Genomic DNA, 18,614 nt, shown 5'->3' on the forward strand with positions numbered 1-18,614 from the left:
GTTTTACCATCAAAACAAAACAATATAAAAATTTAATTAACAAGTATTTCTTCTTCGGCAATTGCTTTTATGTCCTGTTCAGTGTAGATAATTCTTCCAGTTTGGGCGATAAAAACATCCTTATTCAAGAGTAGGTCTTTGTTTTCTAAAAGGCTCTTCAGGGTTACGTTGCCAATCACATATTTGTAATCGTGGCGAGAAAAACGTTCAGAAATATTTTCGATCTGAAGTTTTTCTACGGTGTACTCATGTTGGTAGCGTAAGTAAACCTCTAAGCTTACTCGGTCGGTATGAATCAATCCATTTTTTTGGTGATATTTTTTGTACTCATAGCGATAGTCGTAACGCAAAGCGGCAATATCTGAAAGTACGGCTGCACCCGTAGGGTGGCCTCCAGCACCTTTACCAAAGAAGAACTGTTTGTCGGCAAATGCCGCTTGTACGGTAACGCCATTGTATTCATTCTCTACGTTGTAAAGAAAATCGTCACTTTTTACAAATTTTGGCAATACGAAAGTGATCACCTGTTTAGTGCTGATTTTTCTGGTGGTGGGAACTAACTTAATCTTATAGTTCTTCTCTTTTGCATATTGGATATCAGCATCTGCGAGGTTTTGAATACCGATATTCAATATCTTATCAGGATTGATGAAAAGCCCGTAAGCGTGTGCGGTAGCAATGGTCAACTTAAACTTAGGGTCGTAGCCGCCCACGTCTAAAATTGGATTAGTTTCTGCAAAACCTAAATCCTGTGCTTCTTTCAAAGCAGAATCATAGCTTGCTCCTTCGTTAAATATTTTAGAAAGAATGTAGTTTGACGAGCCGTTGAAGATACCGCTAATGCCATGCAACAACTCATTGTCGTAATACTCTTCCAAGTTTCTGATGATTGGAATACTACCGCATACCGCACCTTCGTAAAGTAATGAAGTGCCGTGCTCTTCTTGTAGATATACTAATTCTTCTAAGTGATTGGCAATCATTTTTTTATTGGCAGATACCACGTGTTTCCCATTGCTAAGTGCTTTTTTGGTGATTTGATAAGCCGCATCAGCGTCGTCAATCAGTTCTACAATGGTATTGATTTCTGGATTGTCCAGTATTTCATCGTGCGAAGTGGTAAACAAATGCGCATCTAAAGTTCTTTTCTTTTCAGGGTTTTTGATGGCTATTTTTACGATTTCCAAGTTTAGATTTTGGGACTTGATGATGTCATGTAGACCTTGTCCAACCACACCAAATCCAAATAATCCTATTTTAAGTTTCTTGCTCATGTTTTATTGATGATTAAAATGATGAAAGGATTTCACCAATTTTATTTTACTTGTTTTTAATGATGTCTAGTCGTTTTTCACTTTCAACTTTTTCACTTTAGACTTTTAACTCTTTAGGCGATGTGTTGTAGCTTAATTATTTTTTTGTTTTTACTCTCTTTTAAAAAGTGTCCAATAATGTTGGTCAACTTATCTGTTTCTATTAAAAAGCCGTCGTGGCCGTAAGCGCATTTGATGCTGCTGAACTGTGCATCAGAAATGTGTTGAGCCAAAAACTGTTGTTCGGTAATAGGAAAGAGGATGTCGTTTTCGATACCTACCACCAAAGTATTTGCTTTTACCAACTTAAGGGCATCTACAATACTTTTTCTTCCACGCCCCACATTGTGGCTATCCATCGCTTTGCTCAAATACCAGTAGCTGTAGGCATTAAAGCGCTTGCAAAGTTTCTCTCCCTGATAGTTTTGATAAGAGGAAGCTCTAAAATCAGTCACTTTATCATTCACACTTTCTAATTGAGTTTCGTTGTACGCCTCGTAAGTTCTGTAAGACAATAAGGCAATGCTTCTGGCCGTCTTTAAACCTTTTAAACCACCATTAGGCTGATTGGCAAAAAATGTTCTGTCGGTAGCAATGGCCAAACGCTGACTTTCGTTAAAGGCAATTCCCCATGGAGAATGTGCGGCATTGGTAGCCACCAAAATCAGATTTTCAATTTCGGTTTTTCCTAAAATAGACCATTCCAAAGCTTGTTGACCACCTAATGAACCACCAATTAAAGTTTTCACTTGTTTGATTCCCAAATGGTCGGCCAGCAATTGATGGATGGCTGCCAAATCTCTGATAGAAAATTCTGGGAAAGCCAAATAATAAGGTTGGCCCGTTGTTGGGTTAATGCTTAATGGGTTGGTCGTACCATAATGTGAACCCAAAATATTTGCACAGATGATAAAGTGTTCTTCTGGATTAAATAGATTTTTGGTGCCAAACAGACCTTTCCACCAATCTAATACATCGGCATTAGCGGTTAAAGCATGGCACGCCCAAATCACATTGTCTTTATTGGCGTTTAGCGTACCGTAGGTTTGGTAGGCAATCTCCAAATTACGAAGCTTTTTCCCGCTTTCGAGCTTGAATATCTTTGGGTATTTATAGGTTAACGAATTACTCATTGTTGGGTTGTTGTGGTTGTGTTGTGGTTGTTAGTTCAAGGAAGCGAGAGCGTTTTCGAAGTCAGCTTTAATGTCGTCGATGTGCTCAATTCCTACCGAAACTCTTAATAGGTTTGGTGTAACTCCAGCGGCTAATTGCTCAGCATCACTTAATTGTTGGTGGGTGGTTGCAGAAGGCTGGATAATCAGCGTTTTTGCATCTCCAACATTGGCCAAATGGCTTACTAATTTCAGACTGTCTACTACTTTGGTTGCATTCTCTTTCACGCCTTTTACTTCAAAGCTTAGTACCGCTCCGAAGCCATTAGATAAATATTTTTTCGCGTTAGCATGATAAGGGCTGCTTTCTAAACCAGGATAATTTACCTTGGTAACTGCTGGATGGCTCTCTAACCATTTTGCTAATGCCAGTGCATTTTCTACGTGGCGTTGAACCCTTAATGATAGGGTTTCTAAACCTTGCAATAACAAGAACGAGTTGAAAGGTGATTGCGATGGACCAAAATCTCTTAGTCCTTCTACGCGAGCTCTAATGATAAATTGAATATTACCAAATGGACCGTTTTGTCCAAAAACGTCATTGAAAACTAGGCCATGATAGCCTTCAGAAGGTTCGGTAAATTGAGTGAACTTGCCATTGCCCCAGTTGTAGTTACCACCGTCAACAATTACACCGCCAATACTGGTGCCATGTCCGCCGATCCACTTAGTTGCCGATTCAACCACCACGTTAGCGCCGTGTTCCAAAGGTTTGAACAAGTAGCCAGCTGCACCAAAAGTGTTATCTACAATTAAAGGTAGGTCGTGTTTTTTTGCAATGGCCGCAATCTGGTCAAAATCAATGATGCTGAATGAAGGGTTGCCAATAGTTTCTACATAAATGGCTTTGGTGTTTTCATCAATTTTAGCTTCAAAATCTGATATATTATCTGCATCGGCAAATTTTACGGTGATGCCTAAACGTTTAAAAGCTACTTTGAATTGGTTATATGAGCCGCCGTATAAGTGATTGGATGAAATAAAGTTATCGCCAGCTTGTAAAATGTTGTTTAGGGCGATAAACTGTGCCGCTTGTCCAGATGCTACAGCAAGTGCCGCTACACCACCTTCCAATGCGGCAATGCGTTTTTCAAAAACGTCGGTAGTAGGGTTCATGATACGGGTGTAGATGTTCCCGAATTCTTTTAAGGCAAAAAGATTAGCACCATGTTCCGAGTTTTTAAAACCATAAGAAGTGGTTTGGTATAAAGGTACTGCTCTTGAGCCAGTTGCTGGGTCTATTTCTTGTCCTGCGTGGATTTGTAGTGTTTCGAATTTATGTTGTGACATGTTGTTTTACGATTTTGAATGATGAATAACGCTTTTTCGCAGTGGACGCCCGTTTGGCCTTGCTGCATATAGTGATGTTGCGTACCCTAATTTCTTAGGGCCTTCCGAATTGTTAGAGAATTACAAAATGGAAGATTTTATGATTTAGCACATGCCATAGCACATACAAATCGATGGCATATTGCAATAATTGCCAATAATCGTATTACAAATGATGTTTTTGCCGACCTGCTCGGATACTAAGTTACTTGCTGGGATAGAATTAATTAGTTTCATCTTATTAATTTATATCTCCAAAATGCACCATGCATTTTGGTCAGGAATTGGCACCTTCTCTTTTTGAGGGTTGCCAGTGGGTCATTGAGCCAGTCTCTCGCCACTTCTTTATAAATCAATAACCTAAACAGGTGATTGACTTTTACTTGGTGCTCCAAATAATGTTTCAAATGTAACGTGTTTTTTCTTTTTATGCAAAATAAAATTTTGAAAAATATTTATTGTTTTGATTTTCAGTATATTATTTGTGGTTATTTTTTATTTTAGCAGTTGTTTGACAGTAGAAAACTTGAATGTGATATAAAGTATAGTAACTTTGTGGACTTACTATATATTTCTGAATTTTGAATACTGAATTTCTAAATAGCATTATACAACGCCAAAATCAACAACAGGTAGTACCTTCTAATCAGATGATTGCCAACTGGGCACAATCATTGTTGAATTTGATTTTTCCTGAAAGGGGAGCGTCTACTAATTATAACCAAGAGGTATTAAAGGGTGTTTTCTTTGAATTAAAGGAAGAGCTTCAGTTGATTTTAAAATCGACAAAGGCCTGCAACAAAAACCAATATAAGGAAATATCAGATGCTTTTTTTGATGTGCTGCCAGAAGTATATCGTAAGCTGAATACTGATTTGATTTCCATTGTGGAGGGCGACCCAGCGGCTAAAAGCGAGTTTGAAATCATTAGGTGTTATCCTGGTTTTTTTGCCATTGCCATGTATCGCTTTGCGCATGAATTACATCTGTTGGACGTGCCACACATTCCACGCATCATTACGGAGTATGCACATACGGTTACTGGAATTGATATTCATCCAGCAGCGCAAATTGGTGAGTATTTGTACATTGACCATGGTACAGGCTTAGTGATTGGTGAAACCACTGTTATCGGAAATCACGTTAAATTATATCAGGGCGTAACTCTGGGAGCATTAAGTGTAGATAAAGCAAAGGCTAATTCTAAAAGGCATCCGACCATTGGAAACCATGTGATTATCTATTCGGGAGCAACTATTTTGGGTGGCGAAACTATCATTGGCGACCATAGTATTATTGGTGGTAATGTTTGGTTAACGAGAAGTGTGCCCGAAGGTTCAACGGTGTATCATCAGGCGGAGATTAAAATTAAGGAAAGTAAAAAAGAATAATCACTTACTCACCGTCACTCTGAACTCGTTTCAGGGGCTGTTTAGCTGATGCTGAAATAAATTTGCTTCGCAGCTACTTCGTGGTCAGCATGACGGATTTTAAATATAAATATGAAAACCATTATAGATTGCATTGGAAATACGCCCTTGGCAGAAATCAGGTATTTGAATACCAATCCAAATGTTAAAATTTATGCGAAGCTAGAAGGAAATAATCCTGGAGGGAGTGTGAAAGATAGGGCTGCGCTAAATATGATCCGCAGTGCCATGGAAAGAGGTGAAGTGGATAAAAATACCAAACTAATAGAAGCTACAAGCGGTAACACAGGTATTGCCTTGGCCATGATTGCTTCTATTTATGGTATCGATATTGAATTGGTGATGCCAGCTAGTTCTACCAGAGAACGCACCTTAACGATGGAAGCATTTGGAGCAAAAGTAACCTTGTTAGAATCGATAGAAGTTTGTAGAGATTATGCGGAGGAGAAAGGTACCCAAGCTGGCTATTTTTTATTGAATCAGTTTGCTAATCCAGATAATTATTTGGCGCATTATAAAACTACGGGCCCCGAAATTTGGAATGATACCGAAGGAAAAATCACTCATTTTGTAAGCAGTATGGGAACTACTGGCAGTATTATGGGTAACTCGAGATATTTGAAAGAAAAGAATTCTGATATTCAAATTGTAGGTTGTCAGCCTACAGAGGAATCATCTATCCCTGGTATTCGCCGTTGGCCCATTGAGTATTTGCCAAAAATCTACGAGCCTGAACGCGTGGATAGAATTATGGATGTTTCGCAGCACGATGCTACCCTTGCGGCAAGAGCTTTGGCCCGTAAAGAAGGAATATTTGCTGGCATGAGTAGTGGTGGAGCCTTACATTGTGCCTTGCGGTTAGCAGGGGAATTAGAAAGTGGGCTCATCGTTTTTATTACTTGCGATAGAGGAGATAGGTATTTGAGCAGTGATTTGTTTGGGTAATGGTTGACGATGATACTTCCGTCATTTCGAACGTAGAGAGAAATCTAGCAATTATTTAGGGCATATAGTTAGATTTAACTTGTTGGTTTTCAAATGGTAAAGATTACATCAATAATACTCATAGTTAGAATATTGGAACTCCTGTGCTCTTCTCAGATAAAATAAATTGATAATCAGTTGATCTAATTTATCTACTATTTGATGAAGTTCCTTAAGTCTCTGAGGTTTTTCTGTTGCAGGTGTATCAAAATCAGCAGCATTCTCATCCTCAATTAATTGCCTAAGTGATTTGATGTAAAGCAGTTTTTGCTGATTGATATTATACTTTTTATTGATTAATTCACCTTCTTTGGGCATGGTGTAAACGGCATATTCTGCATATCCTAATATTCGCATATGTTGATGGCCGAAATAAGTGCCACCATGTTGAAGTTTTTGAAATAAAGCGTTGATGTTGGAATAGATATTGATCAGCCTCATTCGTTGTGGTGCATACTTTTTAGTGCCGTTTTTTTGCTTCAAAAAATAAGCGTAGAGTAGGTAATAGCCATCTTGTCCAACTTCGCTGGCAAAATCTAAGCCATTAACGTATTTATGATAAGTCAAGTCGGGATTACGTATAAACTCATCAAAAAACTCGGGGTGGTTGTTTATAATCTCATTAATCTCTTTTTTTGAAAATCGAGCTGTTTCTCCAATTTCAGTATGGATGATTAAGGAATCAGTTTGGATGTAATGCTTAGATAATTGGTTTTTTTTCGAATTTGCTTTTTCTGTATAATTGTCGTCTTGGTTGGCGTGTTTTAAAAGTAGCGGTTTTTCGGTTTTTTCAGAAGATTGGGTATTGCTGGTGTCTTTTAATTCCTCAGCTTGTTTTTTAGGCTGACTGCAGCCTAAAAATAACAATATAGATATGGAGATAAGAGCGTTTTTCATCGTTGAAAAATTAGTTTATTTGGTATTTCTCGCCATGACGAATATTGGGGCTCTTGAGACTTACGAAGTTTCTAAAACTTCGTAAGTCTGGTAAAAAGCGTTTCGTCATTTCGACCGTAGGGAGAAATCTAGCAAATAATTTAACACATATAGTTAGATTTCTCCTCATTCCTCGTCGAAATGACGGTACAAAGGAAGTTTCTACAACTTTTCACTTTCAACTCTTTACTTTGGACTTTCCTAACCCAGTGCTTGTTCCAAATCGGCAATTAAATCATCAATATGTTCTAGGCCGACAGAAATACGGATTAAATTCTGTGGCGTTTTAGTGGTAGGACCTTCTACAGAGGCACGGTGTTCGATTAAGCTTTCTACACCACCTAAGCTAGTGGCTTGAGTAAAAATCTTCACGCTATTCACTACTTTTCGGGCATTTTCTGCATCACCCTTGGTTAAAATAGAAAGCATACCGCCAAAGCCTCGCATCTGCTTTTTCACAATTTCGTGCTGAGGGTGTGAAGGTAAGCCTGGATAAAAAACAGCTTCAACTTTTGGGTGCTGATTTAGATATTCTGCCAGTTTTTCTGCATTCTCACAGTGCCCTTTGATACGATAAGCCAAGGTTTTGATACTTCTTAGCAATAAAAAACAATCAAAAGGTGAAGGCACGGCACCACCAGTTTCCTGTATGTTTTTAACTTTCTGCCAAAATTCATTTTTGGCAGCAAACGTAAGCGAACCACCTAAAACATCACTATGTCCGCCAATATATTTAGTGGTCGAGTGCATCACGATATCTGCCCCTAAAGCAATGGGATTTTGCAAGATAGGAGAGGCAAAAGTGCTGTCCACTACAAAAATTAACTCATGCTGTTTAGCAATTTTGCTCAGTGCTTCAATATCCGATATTTTCAGTAAAGGATTGGAAGGTGTTTCTGCCCATATCAAAACCGTATTAGATTTCACATGGCTTTCTACTTTGGCTATTGCTGTTAAGTCAATAAAGTCGAAACTTAAAGTATCTGCAAAAATGGTGAGCAATTGTTTTTTAAAACCCCAGTACATATCATCGGGAGCAATAATATGGCTGCCTGGCTTCAAGGCTTGAAAAACAGCCATCCCTGCGGTATTTCCCGAAGAAAAAGCACAAGTATCTGCACCACCTTCCAGTTCGCTGATCACCTTTTCCAATGCAGACCGATTTGGATTGCTCACTCTACTATACATATGACCACCAGGATAGCCACCATCTTCACCTCTATAAAAGGTTGTTGAAAGATGGATAGGAGTGGTTACATCGCCAGTATTTGATTTTACAAGGTCAGATGCGTGTATAGCAGTGGTTTCGGCTTTCATAAAAATGGAAGGTTTATAAGTTATTAAACAAATGTAGCTGAAATGTTTTAGATAGTTTATTTTTGGCAGGATTTATGTTTAATGCTTCACGAAAATTATACATAGAGGAAGACGGGGGTAAAAAACCAGCCATCGCTCTGTTAAAATGGAAAATAAAAAATAAACAGATGAAAAAATTAATTTTAGCTATCGCTTTGTGCTTAACATCGTTGGTGGTGTTAGAAAGCTGCTCTCCAAAAACTACTACAGGTACTACTGCGGTACGTAGGGGCAATGTAACAGGTAACTGGATGTTAAATAACATTACCTTCGAAGGTATTCCTGATGTGGCGGTAAGGTCATTTTTGGGAGAAACTTCTTACAAGTGTTTTGTAGGTAGTTCATGGAGATTAACCAATAGTGGTAACGGAAGTTACAGTTTGCCAACTAGTGCCAGCTGTGGTGCCAAAACGCAAAATATCTTCTGGTCGGTAAGTACAGCTGATGAAACTTTCCAATTCAAGAAACTATATGAAGGAGAAAAGGCTAAGAATGTTACTGAAGGCTATCGTTTAGTTTTAACCAGCGCTGATGATAACACAATGACCATCAAATCGCCAATTGAATATAGCGGTAAAACTGCCTATGTGGTAATGAACTTTGTAAAAGCCACAAAATAGATAAAAGCTAAAACAAGTATAGAAAGCTGCAAATTTGAAACATTTGCAGCTTTTTTTATTGTAGTATAAATACGTGTATTCCTAAAAGTATTTCTTCCTGAAAAGAAAAACCTATGAACATTTCTTGAGTTTAATCGTTCAACTTATATGATTAATGAAAGCATAAGATGAGCAAGAAGAATGAAAACAAAGACCCTAAAACACTGTTCCCTAACCCCCCATTTAATACACCTAAACAGGAGCATCCAGGAACAGAAGATCAAATGAAACCCAAAGCGGATCATGGCGAGGACAGTTATACTGGTTATGGACGTTTTAAAGACAAAAAAGTAATTATTACTGGTGGTGATTCTGGAATTGGTAGGGCCGTAGCCATTGCTTTTGCCAGGGAGGGAGCAGATGTGCTGATCAGTTATTTGGCAGATGTAGAAGATAAAGATGCCGAGACCACTGCACAATATGTAAAGCAAGCAGGCAGAAAAGCTATTTTAATGAAAGGTGATATTACCAAAGAGAAACAATGCCAAGCTATTGTAGCCCGAGCCGTGAAAGAATTTGGACATATAGACGTGCTTATTAATAATGCTGCGTTCCATATCAGCAGAAAACAGATTGAGGATATATCTGATGAAGAATGGAGTTTTACCTTCGATACCAATGTAAAGGCTATTTTTTATCTATGCAAAGCTGCCATCCCGCATATGCCCAAAGGCAGTAGCATTATTAATACTACTTCGGTGACTGCTTTTGAGCCCTCGGAAGATTTGCTACCCTACTCGGCTACCAAAAGTGCCATTATTAACTTTACTTCCAATTTAAGTCAGATTTTATTAAAACAAGGGAAGGGAATTAGGGTAAATGCCGTGGCTCCAGGTCCAGTTTGGACGCCTTTAATTCCAGCAACTAAGTTTAATGTGAAAACTTTCGGCCAAAATACGGCCATGGAACGCCCGGGACAGCCTGTTGAAATAGCGCCAGCTTTTCTTTTTTTAGCTTCTGCCGACGCAAGTTTTATCTCGGGAGCCGTACTGCCTGTAACCGGTGGAAGAATAACCATTTAACCTTACTTAGTAAAGCCTCTGAAAATGTAAAAGTAATTCGGTAATAACCTGTTGCACGTAATCTTTTTGCGCTTCGGTTGCCAAAGTTTCTTTGCTGTGTAATTTGTGGGTATGTGAAATTATACCATCAACGGCAATAGCCATATAAGCGTGTAGTTCTGAAATATCTTTTTCTGGAACTGGGCTGGCATAACCTGTAATGGCAATGCCAATTTTGCTGTTCAGTAATTTGCAAGCATTAATGGCCATGGTTTCAGCGATAGCCCTAGAAACGCAGTTACATTGCATACCCAGCATATAATCAATCCCTAAATGTTTTACTTTTTGACCAATATTGTAGGTTGTAATTCCCCCATTGAAAATATGCATAGCATCGGGCATTTGGCTCAACACAAATTGCAAATATCCAGAAGTAACACTTTCGGCTACACCCAAAGATAGCTGATTGCTAGTACAATGGTTGCTAAGTTCTTGTAAGGTTAATTGAGTAATATTCATGATTGCTAAAACACTAGCTATCATAAAATTGTTTATGAATTTGCCACGAATATTTTGAGGTTTTAAAACGGGTATTTATACGGTGTTTTTAAGTATAAATTGCCTTGGGTAGATAAATATGTTATCGGATATTAGAACTTGCAAATCATTATTTTATGAAGTGGTTATTCTTTGATTTTTAATTAGTTAGTTATGATTAATGTAATTCAATCTAATACTTCAAAAGAAGAAACGCTCAACAAGGAGGATTTGAGGCGTAAATCTTTGATAGAAAGTATCCAATTGGTGTATGGTGCAGAAACACAGTGGTTAACTGTGTTACCTATTTTACAGTTGGCTGTAGGTAATGAAGACTTATTGGAGTTGCTGGGCAAATTTCAAAAAGATGGAAAAGAGCATCTCCATAGGTTGGAAAGCTGTTTTGAAACTTTGGGAGTAGATGTTTTATCTGCCGAGAACAAGGATATGGAAGTATTGATTGAAGAATGCTATGATATTATTGATGTTACACCACGATTGAGCTTTATACGCGATGCAGGACTAATTGTGGGAATGCAGCAAGCACAGCAATATCAAGTTACTGCTTATACTTCGCTATTGGCGCAAGCCTTGGAAATAGATGAACCAAAAGTAATCAACCTATTGAAAATTATTATCCATCACAAAAAACAAGAAGAAGAGCAGCTTGCCATGGCCGACACTGGTACGATGCTCGATGAAATTATCTAAATATGACCTACCTATCTACCTCAGTTGCAGAAAAACGCAAACTTCTAATTTTTGAAGATGAGGACAGCATGCAAACTATTCTGTCTGCTGCACTTTTACCCGAGAAATATCAAGTTACTTTTGTTTCTACCGAAACACTGGACACTCCACAATTTTCAAATCCAGATTTGGTATTGCTAGACCATGTATTGGCACCTATGCCGGAACATGAAAGCTTATGTCAAAAAATTAAGTTACTTTATCCATCTGTACCTCTCATTGTAATCTCCGCATATCCTTTACATAAATTCGGCAATTGCCAACAATACATCGATTTGTTTATAGCTAAACCTTTTGATCTTAGCTATTTTCTTGACGGTGTTGAAAGTTGTTTTGTTATCGATTAACAGCATGTAAGAACATATTTTTATCCTATATTAGTTTTAATACTATTCCAACAGGTGGTTTATGGAGAAAAGCAAAGGTTTAGAATTCGCAGATGGGGAATTGGACCAAATCCTTATCGATGATTTTGAAGTAGATTCTGTATTATTTTCTAAAATAGCAGATGCAATTCCAGATATGTTATGTGTAACTGATATTCAGCAGATGCGTAAAATTTACTCTAATGCCCATGTCCATCATTTGTTTAAGATGAGTAAGCAAGAAATCAATGATATGGGGCTTCGTTTTTTTGAAAAAACAATACATCCTGCCGATCAGTATAATTATTTTAAAGAAATTGATAATTTAAGAGCAGTTAAGAACGAACATATCAGTGAATTTAAATATCGAATTATTGATCATGAGGGACGGATAAGGTGGTTGGCCACTAAAAGAAAGGTGCTAAAGCGTGATGAACATGGATTGCCATTACAAATCATAGGCATTTCGCAAGATATTACCCAACAGATCGAACTTACCGAAGAGCGCCAAAGGTTAATTGACGAACAGGCGAAATTGAAGGTTTTACAGCAGCAGCAGTTGTTCGAGGCCATTATTAATGCTCAGGAGGACGAGCGTAGAAACATTGCCGAAAACCTGCATAACGAGATAGGGCAACTGTTATTTGCAGCGCAACTAAAGCTGAGCTCATCAGAAACAGAAAGTAGGACTTTGCTAAATGCTGCTATTAAAAAAGTAAGAGAAATTTCTTTTGAACTCACTCCTGTGCTGCTCAATGATATGGGGCTAGAAGTAGCATTGAAAGATATGCTGGAAAAAAAGCTCGACGCGCATCAGATTTCCTTCAATTTTAGCTTTAATGTAAAAGCGCCACGCATCAATAACAATATTGAGGTGATCATTTATCGTATTTTACAAGAATTAATAAACAATACGGTGAAACATGCTACAGCTAATCATGTGAATGTGCTTGTGCTTCAAAAAGGAGATGAGCTATATATCAGTCAAACAGATAATGGAACGGGGCTCGATAAAAGTATATTGAACGATTCAAAAAAAGGTTTCGGGATCAAAAGTATCATCAATAGACTACATATCCTCAATGGTGTCTTTGAAGTTTTCTCCAGCCCCGAAAGCGGAACAAAAGTGTTAATGAATATTCCTTTAAATAGTGCAAAATAACATCAGAAAAATAAATATTCTTTTAGCTGACGACCATCATTTGGTAAGGGATGGAATTAAGTCGCTGCTTTTAAAATATAGCGATTTTAATGTGGTGGGAGAGAGCGGTAACGGTGCTGAAGCCATGGAAATTATCAGGGACTCGGAAGAGCCTATAGATTTAGTATTGGCTGATATTAATATGCCCGAAATGAATGGCTTGGATCTATGTAAACAGATCAGCGACCTTTATCCTAAAACTAGGGTAATCATGTTGTCGATGCTGGACCACGAAAAATATGTTTCTCAAGCTTTGCAGGTGGGTGCTAAGGGATATTTATTGAAAAGTGTTAACGAAGAGGAATTGATATTTTCAATCAAGCAGGTGATGTCCAACTCGTTTTATATTTGTTCTGAACTTGCCTACCAGCTATTGAGTAAAAGTTTAATGGGGGTGCGAATTGGTACTAAACCAAATCATCAGGTCAAAATTGATTTTTCGAATAGAGAAGTTGAAATTTTGGAGCTTATTGCGGATGGTTATACCAATTTGGAAATTGCCGAAAAGCTGTTTACCAGTAAACGTACCGTGGAAGGACATCGGTTGCAAATGATCAGCAAAACGGGCGTGCGTAACACTGCTTCCTTGATTAAATATTGCTTGATTCACGGCATCCTAAAATCAAACCTGTCAGATTAGGGAGGGCTAACTTTCTCCAGGATTTTCTCGCCGATAAGACTGATGGTTTCGTTAGGAAGGTTGCCCCAAAGCTGCTCCCACTTTCCATAAATTTCATTTCTAAGTTGAGTGATTTCTGTTTCGCCAATATAGCAGGAATAATAAGGTACACCATCTGTAGTTTCCAGTTCTATCACTTTGATGTGCTTTTCTTCGCCATCAATATTGGCTATAATATAAAAATCTACATGTGGTGAATTCATAGCGAGGTTCTTTTATTGATAACAACTCGTGTGCTCTTTTGGTTTTAGGCAATGCTATTCGGTTTTTATCAAACCCTAACTCAAAAAAATTGTTATTCATTTTAAAACAAATTCCACAATGAGGATAACAGTCAGTAGAAAACCAGTAAAGGTTTATCCAGATCCCAAAAGAGTAATTGCTAGATTTTTCTATAATGGTGACGAAAGAGCCAGAGAAGTGGTGGCAAAGGTAATCAGTCTTAGCGAGAAACAGATTTTTGACATTGTATCACCGTTATTGCAAGAATTTTCGAAACGCCATAGAAATATCACTAAAGTGTTTTTAAAGCATTGTAAAAAAATACAATGGCTAATTGAGGAAATGGGTATCGACTATAAAAACATGGACGAGTTTACCAAATACCTTATCGGTTCTTACTTTACCCACGAGTATTCTATTGAGTCGGCCGCATTCTTTAATCCTTCTATTGTAGAAGATCCAGACCAAACCAATTTGGTGGAAGGCGAAAAGCGGGTTATTATTAGCTTCAGGGCAGTAGGTGAAGGACATATTTCGTCGGTAGTATTTAGAAGGGCGCTTATTGATAGCCATAATAACATCCATGTAATGCCCGCAGGCAGTTATATAGACGAGGCCGAAGTGGTTAAGAATGCTATTTATAATAAGCGCCTTTTCCTAAAGAAAGCTGCCGACGCCAGTATTTCGATGAATGTGATTACCGACGTGAATGCGCATTTAGGTGAAAAATTTGATTATCCTCAACTTCGTAAACTAGTATTGGAAGCCAAAGAACAACAAAAGAACGATGCGGATAAATTGGAGTATGATCGTATTTTATGGTTGTCGGATACCTATCATGAAATTTGCTTTTCTAAAGATACCGATATTTCTGACCGTGTAATTTTTCCCATCTCAGAATTTGAACGTAAAGGCATTGAAGATGCACGCTTTGTACGTTTTACAAAAGATGATGGAAGCGTGATTTATTATGGTACCTATACGGCATTTGATGGGTCTTTTATTATTCCAAAGTTGATGCAGACTACCGATTTTTATGATTTTAAGGTAAGTCCATTACACGGAAAAGGGGCGCAAAATAAAAATCTGGCCTTGTTCCCGAAGAAAATCAATGGAAAATATGCGATGATGTCTAGAATAGATGGTTGGAACAATTATTTAATGTACTCTGATCGGATTACGGTTTGGGATCAGCCAATTAAGTTACAGGCTCCGTTGTATCCTTGGGAATTTATACAAATAGGCAATTGCGGATCACCAATAGAAACTGAGGCGGGGTGGTTAATTATTACCCATGGCGTGGGGCCAATGCGCAGGTATTGTTTGGGGGCAAGTTTGCTGGATTTAAATGACCCTTCCATTGAAATTGGACGTTTGCATGAGCCATTATTGGTGCCTAATCCAGATGAACGTGAAGGTTATGTGCCTAACGTTTTATATTCTTGTGGTTCCATTATCCATAACGATGAATTAATCATTCCTTATGGTTTATCTGATTACTGTTCCTCTTTTGCAACAGTGAATTTAGAGCGTTTGTTGGAACGCATTTTGGAACATAATAACGGAACGGCAGTTTAAGTTTGACAATCATATATTACGCGTAAGTTATAATTATCAAAGTTGGCGTTACTTGCAATAGCGTAAATAATTGCTGCTATTCCGAGGGAAGTGTAACGACGAGGAATCTCCAATTAACAAACCTCGTAGGTTTTTAAATCTATGAGGTTTAACTGTAGCATTATAGTGCGGTTTAATTCTCTAAAATATCTGCCTGAAGCTTATTGTTGTCCGCCAAATAACGATACTCAATTTCCAGTGCTTTAAATACTACCAAATGTGAAATCAAATAGGCTAAGGTGCTTTCTGCTCCCTGGTTTCTATTAACGCCATGAGGTTGTAGCCCATCAGCACAACCTTTAGTTTCATGGTCATAAAGCGGCAAATTCAAGCTGTTTTCACCCAAAAACCATAAATAGCTTTGGTAAAGATGACGCATATACTTTACTTCTTTAGTAATTTTATAAGCTTTGAAATAAACCAAAACCATGGCCATGGTTTCTATGGCTTGCTGATCATAAAGAGCCATAGAACTATTTTTTTCCAGCCATCCATCATTACCTACAGGATTTAAAAATCCAAAGCTAAGTGTTTTATCCGTAAGGAAATTCAGTGCCTCTAAGGCAATGTTTAATGATTGTGTGTTTTGGGTAATTTCATAATGGCAGAGTAACGCTAAAGGTAAAATGGCATTGTCGTAAGTAAGCTTTTGTTCAAACCAATGCCAATCACCCGACTTATTGTCTAAATAAGCATCAATTAAAGGAACTGCTAAAGAACTAAATTCATTTAAGATATGCCCATCATGAGGATTTACCTTTAAATAATGGTGCACCCCAATCATGGTATTGGCAACGCCCCTTAAATGCTGAAGTTTGCCGAAGTGTGGAACTGATTTTAGGAAAAGCTCATCTGCAAACTCTTTATAGGAATTGTTTGGTGCATAATTGATCAAATAACCTAATGACCAAATGGTTCTGCCAAAGGAATCTTCGGATCCAACCTCGTCTAAATAATTTCGGTTGAAGCTTAGGAAGTTGCGGAAATTGCCATCTTCCTTTTGCATGTATTGGATATAACTAAGATAAATGGGAAGTAAATCCAAAGCTTCTTTACTTTTATATTGTTCGAAAGCCATCAAAGCCATAATTAAAGCCCTTGAATTGTCATCCAGGCAATAACCTTCCTTTAGATTGGGAATGCCATATTTAGCGTGTTGTACAATACCCGTATCATCTGTTAGACGACGAACATGGCTTAGGTTAAAAGTAGGAATGCTGTCTACGTCGATGATGCTTTTGCTTTCTAAATCAGATTTTTCCCTATCCACTATAGCACTTTGAAGTACTTTGATGTACTTTTTACCAATCTTGGGCCACCGTAACGAAAGTCCATATTGATAAGCATTGTATTTTAGTTCATTTAGTTTTTCGGGCTGTTCTAATAGTTCATTTACCATTATAGATAACTGCTGACTATTCTTAAAATCGAACAATAGTCCTCGTTTTTGGGCCAATAGTTCTTGAGCATGCCAATACGGGGTGGATATTACAGCAGCACCGGCACCTACTGCATAAGAAAGTGTGCCGCTGGTAATTTGGGCCTCATTTAAGTAGGGGGTAATGTAAACGTCGGCCGCAGATAGGTAGTGGTGCAGTTCATTTTCGTCGACAAACTTATTGACGAATACCAAATGTTTTTCGACGTTTAGCTTTTTGGCCAAACGTTTTAAGCTGTCACGATATTCTTCACCTGCACTTTTTACCACGCCAGGATGCGTATTTCCTAAAACTACATACATCACATTGGGATGATTTTGTGCAATTTTCGGAAGGGCTTCTACCACTGTTTCTAAGCCTTTTCCTCGGCTAATGAGACCAAAAGTTAACAAAACCTTATTGTCTTTAAATGGATAGGATGCCTTTACCGGATTGTTGGCGGCAGGTTCTAAATCTGGTACACCGTGCTCTATATACTTAATTTTTTCTTTGGGAACGTGATAAATGCTCGTTAAAAAACCTATGGCCTTTTGGCTCATCACCACAATATTGGCAGAGCGCTTGGCTATTTGCTGGATGATGGTTTGCTGAACATAATTGGGCTGTTTCAGTACAGTATGCAGAATAGTAATAATTGGTTTATTGATTCTTGCCATCAAGGTAAGCAAATACAGGCCACTTTCGCCTCCATAAATCCCAAACTCATGCTCAATAACGCAGGCATCAACTTGACTGGTGTTAATATAATTGGCAGCCCTTAAGTAATCCTTTTGGTTATTTTGTCTGATAATGTATTTTACATCACTAGGATATTGATAGCTCTTCAAGTCTTCGGCATCACTTAAGGCAATCACAAAGCTATCTTTAGAAATGGTGTCATGTTGGTTAATAGCTAGTGCCAAGTTAGCGTTAAAGGTAGCGATGCCACATTCCATGGGCAATGAGGTGCTGATATAGGCTATTTTCATCGTCATTTAATTTGTAAGAGAGGTACTGCATTTTCTATGTAAGCAACAACCAATTGCGTAAAAGGTTTTGGTGCTATTTTAGGCTATCCTTAATTTTTCTAATAGCATTTAGATGTACATTAATTGTTGGAACCATTTTATTAGCGAAGGCTTTCAAATCAGGATCTGTACCTTTTCGGGCTTCATGTTCCATAAAAGCGAGAGTCTTCACATGGTCTTCTTCCATTAGGCTGGCATATTTTTTATCGAAGCTGGCGCCAGTTTTTTCATTGAGTTCATCCCAGCGTTTTTGGTGCTCGTCGCTCATGGTATTAGGCAGGGTAATATTTTTGCTTTTGGCCAAGGCAATCAGTTCATCATTAGTTGCTCCATGTTCTTTTAGCATCATGTTGGCATAAGCCTTGATCTGTTCATTTGCAGTTTTGCTAATAGCCAAATTGGCAAAGTTAATTTCTGCTAAACCCGCGTCAGCGGCATTGGTGGCAAATTCTGCTTCGTCATCACGTACGGTGATCATATCTGCTACTACAGTTGAGGTATCTTTAGTTCTGTTAATACTATCTGCTGTTTCCTTGGCATCCTTGGGTTGCGAATTACAGGCAATCATTACTGTAAAAGCTATGCTATAGATCAAAAAAAATAGGTTTTTCATTGTT

The 18,614-nt window shown here is 38.0% G+C and carries 18 protein-coding genes and 1 riboswitch; of the genes, 9 read left to right on the forward strand and 9 right to left on the reverse strand.

Annotation, left to right across the window (positions count from 1 at the left end; all coding sequences use genetic code 11):
• Nucleotides 1-32 precede the first annotated feature (32 nt).
• The 3 genes from ABDV71_RS16005 to ABDV71_RS16015 all read right to left on the reverse strand — a co-directional run bounded on the left by ABDV71_RS16005 (nt 33) and on the right by ABDV71_RS16015 (nt 3,775).
• On the reverse strand, nt 33-1,274 hold the full coding sequence (locus ABDV71_RS16005) for a homoserine dehydrogenase (protein WP_343534315.1): 1,242 nt from the start codon (nt 1,272-1,274) through the stop codon (nt 33-35).
• 113 nt (nt 1,275-1,387) lie between these two features.
• The gene (metX, locus tag ABDV71_RS16010) at nt 1,388-2,446 is read right to left on the reverse strand and encodes a homoserine O-acetyltransferase (protein ID WP_343534316.1); all 1,059 of its coding nucleotides are present in this window, start codon (nt 2,444-2,446) and stop codon (nt 1,388-1,390) included.
• Nucleotides 2,447-2,476: 30 nt separating this feature from the next.
• Nucleotides 2,477-3,775, reverse strand: a complete 1,299-nt coding sequence (locus ABDV71_RS16015; protein ID WP_343534317.1) for an O-acetylhomoserine aminocarboxypropyltransferase/cysteine synthase — start codon at nt 3,773-3,775, stop codon at nt 2,477-2,479.
• A 282-nt stretch (nt 3,776-4,057) separates the two neighbouring features.
• Nucleotides 4,058-4,168, reverse strand: a riboswitch (SAM riboswitch).
• 227 nt (nt 4,169-4,395) lie between these two features.
• On the opposite strand from ABDV71_RS16015, the gene ABDV71_RS16020 reads away from it, so the two are divergent.
• Both ABDV71_RS16020 and cysM read left to right on the forward strand, forming a co-directional pair.
• Nucleotides 4,396-5,205 (forward strand): serine acetyltransferase, encoded by an 810-nt coding sequence (locus tag ABDV71_RS16020; protein ID WP_343534318.1) that lies wholly within the window; start codon nt 4,396-4,398, stop codon nt 5,203-5,205.
• 111 nt (nt 5,206-5,316) lie between these two features.
• The gene (gene cysM / locus ABDV71_RS16025; protein WP_343534319.1) at nt 5,317-6,189 is read left to right on the forward strand and encodes a cysteine synthase CysM; all 873 of its coding nucleotides are present in this window, start codon (nt 5,317-5,319) and stop codon (nt 6,187-6,189) included.
• A gap of 108 nt (nt 6,190-6,297) precedes the next feature.
• On the opposite strand, the gene ABDV71_RS16030 is transcribed toward cysM, so the two are convergent.
• Nucleotides 6,298-7,125 (reverse strand): hypothetical protein, encoded by an 828-nt coding sequence (locus tag ABDV71_RS16030; protein WP_343534321.1) that lies wholly within the window; start codon nt 7,123-7,125, stop codon nt 6,298-6,300.
• A 240-nt stretch (nt 7,126-7,365) separates the two neighbouring features.
• Nucleotides 7,366-8,481: an aminotransferase class I/II-fold pyridoxal phosphate-dependent enzyme gene (locus tag ABDV71_RS16035; RefSeq protein WP_343534323.1), complete on the reverse strand. Its 1,116-nt coding sequence runs from the start codon at nt 8,479-8,481 to the stop codon at nt 7,366-7,368.
• 167 nt (nt 8,482-8,648) lie between these two features.
• Between ABDV71_RS16035 and ABDV71_RS16040 the strand changes: the two genes are divergently transcribed.
• Together ABDV71_RS16040 and ABDV71_RS16045 are read left to right on the forward strand one after the other, a co-directional pair.
• Nucleotides 8,649-9,140, forward strand: coding sequence for a hypothetical protein (locus ABDV71_RS16040; protein WP_343534325.1), 492 nt, complete (start codon nt 8,649-8,651; stop codon nt 9,138-9,140).
• Between the two features lie 167 nt (nt 9,141-9,307).
• Nucleotides 9,308-10,201: an SDR family oxidoreductase gene (locus tag ABDV71_RS16045; protein WP_343534327.1), complete on the forward strand. Its 894-nt coding sequence runs from the start codon at nt 9,308-9,310 to the stop codon at nt 10,199-10,201.
• Nucleotides 10,202-10,207: 6 nt separating this feature from the next.
• Here ABDV71_RS16045 and ABDV71_RS16050 read toward each other — a convergent pair whose 3' ends face one another.
• Entirely contained in the window at nt 10,208-10,699 is a 492-nt protein-coding gene (locus tag ABDV71_RS16050; protein WP_343534329.1) for a nicotinamide-nucleotide amidohydrolase family protein, read from the reverse strand.
• 192 nt (nt 10,700-10,891) lie between these two features.
• Between ABDV71_RS16050 and ABDV71_RS16055 the strand changes: the two genes are divergently transcribed.
• From ABDV71_RS16055 to ABDV71_RS16070, 4 genes are all read left to right on the forward strand, one after another.
• The gene (locus ABDV71_RS16055) at nt 10,892-11,428 is read left to right on the forward strand and encodes a DUF892 family protein (RefSeq protein ID WP_343534331.1); all 537 of its coding nucleotides are present in this window, start codon (nt 10,892-10,894) and stop codon (nt 11,426-11,428) included.
• Nucleotides 11,429-11,430: 2 nt separating this feature from the next.
• Complete coding sequence (locus ABDV71_RS16060; RefSeq protein WP_343534333.1) at nt 11,431-11,814, forward strand: hypothetical protein; 384 nt, start codon at nt 11,431-11,433, stop codon at nt 11,812-11,814.
• A 61-nt stretch (nt 11,815-11,875) separates the two neighbouring features.
• The gene (locus ABDV71_RS16065; RefSeq protein ID WP_343534335.1) at nt 11,876-12,994 is read left to right on the forward strand and encodes a PAS domain-containing protein; all 1,119 of its coding nucleotides are present in this window, start codon (nt 11,876-11,878) and stop codon (nt 12,992-12,994) included.
• A complete protein-coding gene (locus ABDV71_RS16070; protein WP_343534337.1) occupies nt 12,984-13,673 on the forward strand; it encodes a response regulator transcription factor in 690 nt (229 codons plus the stop codon). Before ABDV71_RS16065 ends, ABDV71_RS16070 begins: the two co-directional genes overlap by 11 nt.
• Here the strand turns inward: ABDV71_RS16070 and ABDV71_RS16075 are convergent.
• The gene (locus ABDV71_RS16075) at nt 13,670-13,915 is read right to left on the reverse strand and encodes a hypothetical protein (RefSeq protein WP_343534339.1); all 246 of its coding nucleotides are present in this window, start codon (nt 13,913-13,915) and stop codon (nt 13,670-13,672) included. The genes ABDV71_RS16070 and ABDV71_RS16075 overlap by 4 nt on opposite strands.
• A 118-nt stretch (nt 13,916-14,033) precedes the next feature.
• Here ABDV71_RS16075 and ABDV71_RS16080 point away from each other — a divergent pair, with 118 nt between their 5' ends.
• Nucleotides 14,034-15,512, forward strand: a complete 1,479-nt coding sequence (locus ABDV71_RS16080) for a glycoside hydrolase family 130 protein (RefSeq protein ID WP_343534341.1) — start codon at nt 14,034-14,036, stop codon at nt 15,510-15,512.
• A gap of 172 nt (nt 15,513-15,684) precedes the next feature.
• Here the strand turns inward: ABDV71_RS16080 and ABDV71_RS16085 are convergent, their stop codons facing one another.
• Nucleotides 15,685-17,958 (reverse strand): glycosyltransferase family 4 protein, encoded by a 2,274-nt coding sequence (locus ABDV71_RS16085; protein ID WP_343534343.1) that lies wholly within the window; start codon nt 17,956-17,958, stop codon nt 15,685-15,687.
• Nucleotides 17,959-18,031: 73 nt separating this feature from the next.
• Nucleotides 18,032-18,610 (reverse strand): DUF4142 domain-containing protein, encoded by a 579-nt coding sequence (locus tag ABDV71_RS16090; RefSeq protein ID WP_343534345.1) that lies wholly within the window; start codon nt 18,608-18,610, stop codon nt 18,032-18,034.
• Nucleotides 18,611-18,614 lie beyond the last annotated feature (4 nt).

Origin of the sequence: Pedobacter sp., assembly GCF_039594775.1 — a bacterium.
Lineage (GTDB): Bacteria > Bacteroidota > Bacteroidia > Sphingobacteriales > Sphingobacteriaceae > Pedobacter.